The organism is Paenibacillus sp. KS1, from assembly GCF_001680695.1.
Lineage (GTDB): Bacteria > Bacillota > Bacilli > Paenibacillales > Paenibacillaceae > Paenibacillus_B > Paenibacillus_B suaedae.
Genome location: NZ_MAIS01000131.1, coordinates 1 through 10,071, shown reverse-complemented (window position 1 = coordinate 10,071; position 10,071 = coordinate 1). Strand labels below are relative to the sequence as shown.

At 49.6% G+C, this 10,071-nt stretch carries 11 protein-coding genes and 1 pseudogene; 2 read left to right on the top strand and 10 right to left on the bottom strand.

Features of this window, described 5'->3' with window-relative positions; genetic code table 11:
- Positions 1–187: 187 nt before the first annotated feature.
- The 10 genes and pseudogenes from BBG47_RS25995 to BBG47_RS25950 all read right to left on the bottom strand — a co-directional run bounded on the left by BBG47_RS25995 (position 188) and on the right by BBG47_RS25950 (position 8,159).
- On the bottom strand, positions 188–394 hold the full coding sequence (locus BBG47_RS25995; protein WP_254659932.1) for a EutN/CcmL family microcompartment protein: 207 nt from the start codon (positions 392–394) through the stop codon (positions 188–190).
- Between the two features lie 43 nt (positions 395–437).
- On the bottom strand, positions 438–758 hold the full coding sequence (locus tag BBG47_RS25990) for a BMC domain protein (protein ID WP_065294151.1): 321 nt from the start codon (positions 756–758) through the stop codon (positions 438–440).
- A complete protein-coding gene (gene eutJ, locus BBG47_RS25985; protein ID WP_065294150.1) occupies positions 759–1,598 on the bottom strand; it encodes an ethanolamine utilization protein EutJ in 840 nt (279 codons plus the stop codon). It lies immediately after the preceding gene.
- Complete coding sequence (locus tag BBG47_RS25980) at positions 1,556–2,248, bottom strand: cobalamin adenosyltransferase (RefSeq protein WP_065294149.1); 693 nt, start codon at positions 2,246–2,248, stop codon at positions 1,556–1,558. The genes eutJ and BBG47_RS25980 overlap by 43 nt, the downstream gene beginning before the upstream one ends.
- A gap of 72 nt (positions 2,249–2,320) precedes the next feature.
- Positions 2,321–2,673 (bottom strand): annotated as a pseudogene (locus BBG47_RS25975) (BMC domain-containing protein).
- Positions 2,674–2,726: 53 nt separating this feature from the next.
- The gene (cutD, locus tag BBG47_RS25970; RefSeq protein WP_065294148.1) at positions 2,727–3,689 is read right to left on the bottom strand and encodes a choline TMA-lyase-activating enzyme; all 963 of its coding nucleotides are present in this window, start codon (positions 3,687–3,689) and stop codon (positions 2,727–2,729) included.
- 86 nt (positions 3,690–3,775) lie between these two features.
- Positions 3,776–6,331, bottom strand: a complete 2,556-nt coding sequence (gene cutC, locus BBG47_RS25965) for a choline trimethylamine-lyase (RefSeq protein WP_065294147.1) — start codon at positions 6,329–6,331, stop codon at positions 3,776–3,778.
- Positions 6,332–6,366: 35 nt separating this feature from the next.
- Entirely contained in the window at positions 6,367–7,515 is a 1,149-nt protein-coding gene (locus BBG47_RS25960; protein ID WP_254659931.1) for a 1-propanol dehydrogenase PduQ, read from the bottom strand.
- A gap of 30 nt (positions 7,516–7,545) precedes the next feature.
- Complete coding sequence (locus BBG47_RS25955) at positions 7,546–7,839, bottom strand: BMC domain-containing protein (RefSeq protein ID WP_021259275.1); 294 nt, start codon at positions 7,837–7,839, stop codon at positions 7,546–7,548.
- 23 nt (positions 7,840–7,862) lie between these two features.
- Positions 7,863–8,159 carry a BMC domain-containing protein gene (locus tag BBG47_RS25950; protein WP_021255521.1) on the bottom strand — a complete coding sequence of 99 codons (297 nt, stop codon included), beginning with the start codon at positions 8,157–8,159 and terminating at the stop codon, positions 7,863–7,865.
- A 315-nt stretch (positions 8,160–8,474) separates the two neighbouring features.
- On the opposite strand from BBG47_RS25950, the gene BBG47_RS25945 reads away from it, so the two are divergent.
- Complete coding sequence (locus BBG47_RS25945) at positions 8,475–9,422, top strand: phosphotransferase (protein WP_065294153.1); 948 nt, start codon at positions 8,475–8,477, stop codon at positions 9,420–9,422.
- Positions 9,423–9,933: 511 nt separating this feature from the next.
- Positions 9,934–10,062, top strand: a complete 129-nt coding sequence (locus tag BBG47_RS31135) for a hypothetical protein (RefSeq protein ID WP_302621974.1) — start codon at positions 9,934–9,936, stop codon at positions 10,060–10,062.
- Positions 10,063–10,071 lie beyond the last annotated feature (9 nt).

The window sequence follows — 10,071 nt, the reverse complement described above, 5'->3', positions numbered from 1 at the left end:
CCTGAGGAGCGGAGCGTACGTTTTGGGTACGTGAGCACCTGAAATGTTTCCGCAGGAAACATGCTTCGGAAGCTTCTACTTAGGCCCGGCTGAATTCAAGATTCGATGTGGAATATGCATTCAGTGTTTCTTCGTGATCAAAGGGGGGACTTTTTGAACAACCTCTATAAGATTTCTGTTCGAATATTTATTCGAATATGCAGTCCGCGTCGATGATGCCTACGACGACGGCATCTACAGGAACATCGTCTGTATGCAGCATTTTGCGGGCCGAAGAGCCGGTGCAGACAATCACTCGATCGCCTATGCCAGCGCCGATCGTATCGACTACGATTAAGCGGCGCCCGTCGTCGCTTCCTCCTATCACTTCGGCCAGCATCAGTTTCATTCCCACAAGGGAATCGGCTTTACGGGTAGACCAGATATTGTGAATCAATTCAGCGGCAATCATAGCAGTCCGTCCTCCCCGCTTTTCCGCTTCTCTGCTTAATCTCGGCGATGGCGTCCTCCACAGAAGCCGTGTCACCAAAAATAGCGAGAAGAATCATGTTCTGCGGGCAGCTGCCGCGAATATCCTCCACTGTCACGCCCACCACTTTTTCAGCTACATCAGCGGCCCATACCATGTCAATCAGCCTTCCCTGCACCAGACCGACCGCGTCGCATTGGGGAACTTCCCGGCTACTGGGCGCTCCTCTGCGACGAAGCAAAATGTCCAGCGTCCCCTTGGATGGAGATTTGATAATCCGAAATTCCACTTACATAGCCTCCCGCGTGCAATTCAGAGCAATGCCCAGTGGCGTGACAAACAGTGGGTTGCTAGGCTTATAGGTAGCAATGCCAGTCCTCTGCTCAATGATCGTCTCCATACCGGTCAAGCAGCAAGTTCCGCCTACCAAGTACAATTCCTTGACTTCATGGCCCACCACATGGCGGTTGATGATAGAGGAAACCTTATCAATAACCGGCCGAAGCTGCGGCAGCAATTCTTGGTGATGGGCAGGGTCGCGCTTAAAGCAGTCCGCTTCAGAAAAACTCATCTGGTATGCCCCGGCAACCACCAAAGAAAAATGGGTGCCTCCCGTTGCTTCGTCTGCGACATAGACAACCTTGCCATCCTTCAGAATCGAAATGCCAGTCGTTCCGCCGCCAATGTCTACAATGGCTCCGTTGGATATTTGCAGCACGGCATTAGCCGCCGTAGGTTCATCCAGTAAAGCCGTAACTTCAAAACCCGCACCTTGGATCACATGCTTGATGGCGCCAGCATCCAGTAAATCGGTACCCGGTGGAATCGCCGAAGCTGCATATTCAAGTTCTGTACCCAATTGCTGCTCCAACTGCGCTTTAAGCTCCCTCACGATCTGAATCGCTCCAAGGTAGTCCACCACCATTCCGTCGCGGACGACATCGGCGTAACGGTAAGCTCCCGCCACCGGCTTCCGAGAATCATCCAACACCGTAAGCACCACACAGGCCGTTCCCAGATCCACACCGGTATAGTAGAACGAAGACCGTCCTGGAATCGGCTTCTGGATGACCGCTTCAAATTGCTTTACGAGTTGATCGCAGTATGCAAAGGGTTTTGTCTCTGGCATGTTCCACCTCCTGTAGTTCTGCAAATAAGCGAGCTCAATTCATTAATCATAAAGTTGATTCCAGCAACAATAGGTTCCTCCGGCTTTTCTGGAGGACTGCCTGCTGCGGCTTCCAACATCGCAAACCCAAGCTCCCGCAAAGCGCAGCGCAGACGGTGGAGCAACGCAATTTCTCTGCCTTTCTCCAATTGAATGTGAAACTCGGTTACCTCAAAGCAATCTCCTGCATCCTCAAAAAGAACATCGGCTGTAATACCGGTACAACCCTGGAAAGATAAGTCGGCAGTGGATGTACCTCCTCCTTCCCTTTTCTGAAGGGCCGAAAACTGCCTTGACAGCTCTAGCACCTTCTGGGCCAGAAGCACATCCCGCTCCAGCAGCTCCTGCCCGGTTAACAAGAACAGGGCTGAGACGGATTGCATCTGACAGCGCAGTTTTCCACGCCGCCAATCCGGCTTTTTCGCCTGTCGCTCTGGATTCGGGAGTGGCTCTTGATTTTGCTCTTGCGTACCATAGGAAAGTGTGATCTGGCGATCCGTCAAAAACTGGCGCGCTTCCGGCGTCAATCGGCTTCCATGCTCTACCATATATGAAGTAAAAGGCTCTAACCTGTACATATTGCGCAATTCCATTTCGGTAATAAATTTCATGGTCTCAACTCCACTCTTATTACCCGAACAAATAACGTTTCAATTCCCCGATAACCAGCAATATACGTTTTTTTATGTCCGTGTAACTTCCGCCGTCGTAAAACCAAGACTATCGCCCAACGTCTCAATGATGGCCCGCAGCGCCGTTTCCACACTGGCTATATCTCCGGTGAGAAGCACCGACCAGCAAAGCGATCCAGAAAGCCGATTTTCACATCTGCCACCTTGGTCGCGATATCGGCGGCTATAATGGAGGTTTCGCTGGGCGACAGTGTTAATATGCCAATAGCCCCCGCTTCATCGATGCCCAGTCTTTCATACATGTCAGGCACGGGTGAAGCAATCATATGGGCCAGCGTCACTTGTTTGCCCGGCACCGACTCCTGAATGATCCGCCCGAGATCCGGCCCAGCAGGCTGCTGCATAAGCGGTCCTCCTTAAAGCTTTACTCAACAAAACTGGCTTCGAAAGCATGCTCTTAATGTTTGATAACCCGTACCGGGAAATCGTATTGGCTGATTTGACGTTCAATACGCTCCAGATCGGCTTCATTAAGGCTTAGATCGCGTTCAACGGTGTAAGCCATATCCAATTGTCTGTATTTGTTAATCCCCAGCTTGTGATAAGGGAGCAAATCGATGCCTTTAAAATTCTGGTATTCCTTATAGGGAAGCAGAAACTCTACCGTTTCGCGGATGGTGTCCTCATCATCATTGAGCCCCTTCATTAGCGGCATCCGCACCTCCACGTTATGTTTGCGGGTGATCAGTTCCCGCAAATTTTCGAGAATGCGCTCGTTGCGTACACCCGTCAGTTGATAATGGCGATCCGAATCCATATGTTTCAGATCGTATAAGATCAGATCGGTAAACTCGGCCATGGCCAAAATCGCTTCCGGTTTGGTATGCCCAGAGGTTTCAATGGCCGTATGGATTCCGGAGCGCTTGCATTCTTTGAGCAAATTGACCGCAAACTCGGACTGCGCACATACTTCGCCGCCGCCCAACGTGACGCCGCCCCCGGATGTCGTGTAGAACAGCATATCCTGCTCTACAATGTCCACAATTTCCGATACCGTCATATTCATCCCGACGATTGAGAGCGCCCGTGCGGGACAAACCTTCTCACATTCCCGGCAGCCCATGCACTCGATCTTCCGATCCACCACATGCTGCGGCTTGGACGGCTCCTGCGAGCCAGAAGAGTCCATACGGTGGATTCCACGGGGACACGCCGCAACACATGCGCCGCAATCGTTGCACAAATCCCGCTGGTACATCACCTGATATTGCTTTTCCAGACCCTCCGGGTTCGCACACCACTGACAGCGCAGGGGACATCCCTTGAAGAAAACAAGCGTCCGGATACCGGGGCCGTCGTATATGGAATATTTTTGAATGTTGAAAATACGTGCCTGCCTTTCCGGCATACCTGACTCCATAGCTGTGGCTCCTCCTTTTCCGCAAATCTAAATGCCAGAATGTCTCTTCCCCGGCGTCAGCGCCAGAGAAGAGGCACGGGGCTATTTTAGAAATGCTCAATCATCGTTCTGCTGATGATCTCATCCTGCACTTCTTTACACAATTCCACGAAGTACGCGCTATAGCCAGCGACCCGAATAATCAAATCACGGTATTGATCAGGATTTTGCTGCGCTTTAATCAGCGTTTCATTATCCACATAACTGAACTGCATTTGGCCGTTTCCGAGAATGGAGGCTGTTCTGAGCAGATTAATCAGTCCGTTCTCCCCTTCAGGTGTTTCCAGCAACCCACGCAATAGCTTGAAGTTATGCACCATACCAATATTCATGGCCTCGACATCTATCTTGCTAATCGATTTGATGATAGCCGTCGGGCCCTTCTTGTCATGCCCCTGAGTCGGGCTGATACCGTCGGACAGCGGCAGCCAAGCCTTGCGCCCATTGGCGGTAGCACCTGTCATCTCGCCGAAAGGCGTATTGTTCGAAATCGAAAGCGTACCATGGCTGAAGGTAGAGTACAGCGTCTTAAAGTTTCGGTGATAGTTCTCCGTCCACCCCGTGATATCGGCGGCAATGCGATCGGCATAATCGTCGTCGTTGCCGAATTTTGGCGCATCCAGACAATCCCTGTGGATCTGCTCATAACCTTCGAAATCGGCCAGCAACGCATCACGGATTTGCTCGAGCGAATATTTTTTGTCATCGTAAACCAGCTTCTTGATGGCAGCCATCGAATCGGCGTAAGTTGCCAGACCGGACCAGATCAAGCCAGGTCCCCAGTTATACATGGCGCCGCCAGCGGAAACGTCTCGGCCGCTCTCCATTGTGCCTTCATACATGATCGACATAAGCGGCTTCGGCGCATAATCGCGGTGTACGCGCTGGCTGATTACGGTACCGACTGCGGAAAGCTCGGTGATGTATTCTACCTGCTTCTTCACCGCTGCTTCAAATGCTTCATAGGTCTTGAAGTTGCTCAAATCGCCCATGTCCAATCCCGGATTGCTTCCGTGCCAGAGCATTTTGCCACGATTAAGGACGAACTCAATGGCAATCGGCCACTGGGTGTATCCAGTAGAGGTCCACTGATACAAGCGTCCGGATTTTTGCGGCTCCACACAGCCCATCAGACAGTAATCGCGGGCATCTTCGATACTGCAGCCCTTCATCAGCATCATCTTGATGTGGGAATCATCGAAATGGCAGGCCGGGAAGCCCAATCCCGCACGGACGACATCCACAATCTTCTTCAAATATTTCTGAGGAGAACTATTGTGGATACGGCAAGCGAGCGAAGGCTGATAAACGCCGACATGACGTACTGCATCCATGAGCAGATAAGTCAAGTCGTTGGTGGCGTCGCCGCCCTCTCGTTTTTGCCCGCCGACACACATATTGACGAACGGCTGGTAGCCGGCAAAAAACTTGGAGCCACCCGCGCTGGAAACCCACATCATTTCCGAGCATTTGATTAAGAAACAGCCTGCAATCTCGAAAGCTTCAAACTCTGTCAGACGGCCAGCTTTTCTGTCCGCCTCATAGAAAGGATACATATATTGATCCACACGACCGACAGACATGCCTGTCTGATTTTCTTCCACCACGAGCAGAGACTCTACGGTCCAGACCGATTGCACTGCCTCATGGAATGTAGTCGGCGCATGAGCCGGCACGCGAGCGTTGATCTCGCCGATTTTTTGCAGCTCAGCCTTGCGCTTCGGATTTGTTTCTTTAGTAGCTAGCTGGTACGCATATTCAGACATCCGTTTGGCATACGCCATTACGCCTTCGGTCGTATCTAACACGGATTTATAGTAATAGATTTTGTCGATGTCTTCCGGGTTTTGCATGGACAGCTTCGCAAGATGCTCCTTGGCTTCCCGCTGGATATCCAGCATCCCTTTCTTCATTAGAATGACATCGTAGCCAGGGTTGGAGTCTCCGCCGCCGTTAATCTGATGATAGGAAAGATCGCTGACGAATGCTTCGCCGGAAAACTCCCAAAGACCAGCATCGCGGTATTGCTGCTCACATATTTCATCCACCGATTTGCCTTCCCAGAACGGGAAGAGCTCCTCGCGCATGATTCGCTTGTCTTCCTCAGAGATATAGAACGGATCCTGAGGACGGTTGTGAATGGTGTCGAGCTCATCCCGGGTCCAGCGCCAAGCAATGTCAGGCGAGAAGGCGCCCGCGCGCGGCGCGCCGCAAGGATGACCCACGATCAACTCGTTGTCCTGGATGAGCAGCGGAGCCTCTTCACATGCTTTGCGGAAAGCCTTGGCACGCAGCATGATCGATGGCAGACCTGGATTTTCCTTGTATACCTGAGTAAAGGCTCTGGCACGGAAGGTTGTAATGCTTGGCGTAGCGGTCAAATAATGTTCTTTCAAAGCCCGCAAACGCTCGGTCATTCCTTCCGGGTATGCGCATTCTTCCTTATGAAGCTTACCGAGGCTGTTTTCAACCTGTGACTGAGCTCCCTTATCTGATAGCCCCTTAGAAATTCCTTGGAACAGCTTCATGATCGCTGCTCGTTCTTGAGGAGCCATGGCTTTCGTAGCTTCGGCAAATTTGCTTGAAAACTCATGAATATCCAATATGATTCCCTCGCAATCTTGTAGGATTAATATACTTAAAAGCTTTTGCGGTAGATTTGCTCCAACTCTTCTGCTGTTGGCTGCCGTGGATTGGTTGGCGTACAGCGGTCAACCATTGCGGTTCGCACCATACGGGACAACGCCTCATCAAAAGCATCCTGGTTAACGCCAAGCTCACGGATTCCATTTTCGATACCGATGGATCGTTTCAACTTTCCAATTGCCTGGATCAAACTTACGGTTCCTTCACGAGCGGTTCGGGCTGGCAAGTGCAGCAGCGAAGCGAGCCTAGCATAGCGTTCGCAAACCCTGTCTATGGCTTTTCCGCCCAAGTTGGCGTTATACTCCATTACCGCCTCAAGAAGCAGGGAATTCACCCGTCCGTGAGCAATGTGAAACGTTCCGCCAAAGGCGTGAGACATACTATGAATGATGCCAAGACCGGCGTTAGTAAACGCCATTCCCGCCATACAGGATGCATTCTGCACCCGATCTCGCGCCTCTGCATCTGCCGGATCGTGGTAAAGCGTTTCCAGATGAGCAAATACCAATTGAACGGCTTTTTCGGCTAATGCATCGGTAAAGTCGGTCGCTTTGGTAGAGACATAAGCCTCCAGAGCATGGGTCAGAACATCCATTCCGGTATCCACCACGACTTTGTTTGGCAATTGCTTGGTAAGGGTGGAATCGAGAATCGCTAAGTCCGGTGCGATAAAATTGTCGACGATAACAATTTTGTCACCGTCCGCCGTAATCACCGAAAAGTCGGTTACTTCCGATCCGGTGCCGCTGGTAGAAGGAATAGCGACAAACGATGGGTTGACAAAAGGTGCGTCTTTCTCCTGCGCATATTGCCGGGCGAAGTACAGAACGCCCTTCGCTGTATCAATGACGGAGCCGCCTCCCAACGCCAGTAACACATCAGCGCCGCTTTCCCAATACACTTGAAGCGCTTCGGCTACAATACTTACGTCTGGATCGGGCTTAACACCGGTATACACTGAAGTGGAAATTCCACCGCTCTGCAGTAAATCAACCACCTGCCCCAGATAACCCAACTTCTCCATCATCTGATCGGATACGATACAGGCTTTCGTGCCTTGGATTTCCGCAAGTTTCTTCAGTGACTGTTCCCCTGAAAATACTTTCGATTTCATAACAAAGATGTCGTTTATGACGGTCACCTCCCTTGAATTTCTGTCGATAACCTGCCCCTAAGCTGGAAGGGCATAGCGGGCAATGATCTTTTCAATGTCTGGGTGTGGATTAGGAATAACGTTTGAGCTGTACACCTCAGTCCCCATCGCCTGTACTGCGGCGACGCCGGCATCTACTGCAGCCCTTACAGCCCCTACATCTCCGCGAACAAGGACAGATATATAACCGGACGCCACGTTTTCATAACCGATCAAATCTACATTGGCCGCTTTGCACATGGCATCTGCCGCTTCCATGATGAATACAATTCCAAAGGTTTCAATGAAACCCAGTGCATCATGCTTGCTCATGAACCTCTTTCCCTCCCCGGCAATTATGCGTTTATAGAATGCGCTTTCACAATTCCTGCAATAGAACTGAGCGGACGCGGCATCACATTATGGGCCGTGACTTTTCCAATCTTCGCTGCTGCTTCAGCGCCAGCCTCTACTGCCGAACGAACCGCCGCCACATCACCTTTTACCATTATCGTTACGAGTGTGGAACCAACATTCTCATAGGATACTAGAACAACATCCGCTGCTTTAAGCATAGCGTCCGCTGCTTGGATGGCAGGAACCATGCCCAATGTCTCCACAAGCCCGAGAGCTTCTTCTCCCCGGTACTCCATTCGAATCTCACCTCACATGGGTCATTTTTATTTGTGAAATCGCTGTAATCGTAGATATTTAACTCTTACTAGCAGGTTAACATGGTTCTCCCCGTGATTATGGAGGATTCGGTAGCTGATTTTAGGATTCTAATGCCCCCTTTACCGACAATCTGGTACAAAAACGTCTTTCTTGCACGACAAGTACCAGAACGTCCTCAAGCGTGCCCATTTCATTGAATTACTTCTCCTATCTTGCTATAATTGTGGAAAAATCTGTGCGGCGAGTGTATACATTGTTAAAGCATGTATATGGAATGCCGAGAAAAGGCCATCATGAAACCTCTAAACGACTTTTTATCCAAACAAATGAATATGGAAGACCTGGTGCAGCAAAAACTCCGTCTTTTTTTTGAAGATGAGAGTATTGTTTTTAACAAATCTCGTTTTGCAGGCGGGTTGACCAATTATAATTACATTATGAATATCCACGGAACGGAGTATGTGATTCGCAAGCCCGGTAACCTGACTGATCAAATGATCGATCGCGGGATCGAGCGTGTGAACAACGGCATCGCTTCGGAGTTTGGCGTAAATTCAGAATGTATATATTTTGATGAGGAAAGCGGCATTAAGATCAGCAAATATATTCCCAATAGCACAACGCTTGCCGCGGCAGGACCCTTGGCTTTGCCAAGCTTGCAGGCTGTTTCCTCTTTACTGAAGAAAATTCACGGTAGTCCCAAGCACTTCCCGAACAAGTTTGATTGGCTCAGTGAACTTGCCAAATATGAAACCATTGTCACGCAGATCAACGGCGAATTGTTTTTTGATTACGCATCCTTAAAAGAGCAATTGCTTCGTTTCATGCAGAACCATCTCAAAAATGTCCTTTCCGTCCCTTGCCATAATGATACGGTTCCGGAGAATTTTCTCGTAGATGGGGACGGCAGTGTCTATTTGATAGATTGGGAATATTCCGGAATGAATGATCCGGCCTTTGATATTGCTGCATATATCATCGAATCGCGTTTGACAGAAGAGGCTATTGGGCAACTGTTTGAAGCCTATTACGGCAATACGTTTACAGAGGATGATCTGATGAAGGTCAAATGCTATATGATGGCCCAAGATTTGTTATGGACGGTATGGGCCCTGCTGCGCCATTATACAGGGGATGATTACCTGGATTACTGCTCGCTGCGCTATAACCGCCTGCGTCGGAATATTCAAATATTAAGCACACAACCGGATTATCCTATTGCCGACATGGTGATGCGCTAGTAACGGTCGCTTGCGCTGTAATGAAAAACCTTTGGAGATTAATCCAGTCTCTTTAAAAACGTTTGACTGGTCAGATAATATACAAAAAAACCTGTACTTTCTTATCTAAAGGGATAAAAAAGTACAGGTTTTTGTAATTTGAGCTATGATATTTTTGTTGCATCAGGAAGTATCAGAATCCCCTCACGGTAGAAAACGAAAAAAAGACAACTGGTAAGATGGACTTAGATGTTGTTAACCGGAGAGAACAGTCATGCCGCGAGGTGGCTAAGCGATCATTTGCGCACGATGTCTGACTTAGAGCAGGCTATTCAAGATTATGCAACTAAATCTGGGAGCTGCATGAAAATACAAGACAGTCTTCAGAGATTACGGACGCTCTGCTTCTGCACTTTGAGGAGCGCAAATCAGATTGGAATTGGAAGTTCAGGATAATGGGATCGGAATGGAGACCATCTGAAGGGTTTGGTCTGAGCGCAGCCTACATAGCATTCTGAAGGAACATAAGGATATGCAAGCCATTGGTTTGGCTGAGGACGGTCAGAAGGACATTACATTGTGTAAGAAGCTTAGCCTGCAAGTCGTGCTGTTGGAGCCGGATATGCGCGACAAAAAAGAAAAGGGGCTGTCCCATAAGTAGGTTTTTACT

Excerpts from the sequence above, each read along its gene's own strand:
- eutJ (WP_065294150.1), bottom strand. The coding sequence starts at position 1,598 with ATGCCAGAGACAAAACCCTTTGCATACTGCGATCAACTCGTAAAGCAA.
- BBG47_RS25980 (WP_065294149.1), bottom strand. The coding sequence starts at position 2,248 with ATGAAATTTATTACCGAAATGGAATTGCGCAATATGTACAGGTTAGAG.
- cutD (WP_065294148.1), bottom strand. The coding sequence starts at position 3,689 with ATGGAGTCAGGTATGCCGGAAAGGCAGGCACGTATTTTCAACATTCAA.
- BBG47_RS25955 (WP_021259275.1), bottom strand. The coding sequence starts at position 7,839 with ATGAGCAAGCATGATGCACTGGGTTTCATTGAAACCTTTGGAATTGTA.
- BBG47_RS25950 (WP_021255521.1), bottom strand. The coding sequence starts at position 8,159 with ATGGAGTACCGGGGAGAAGAAGCTCTCGGGCTTGTGGAGACATTGGGC.
- BBG47_RS25945 (WP_065294153.1), top strand. The coding sequence starts at position 8,475 with ATGAAACCTCTAAACGACTTTTTATCCAAACAAATGAATATGGAAGAC.
- BBG47_RS31135 (WP_302621974.1), top strand. The coding sequence starts at position 9,934 with ATGCAAGCCATTGGTTTGGCTGAGGACGGTCAGAAGGACATTACATTG.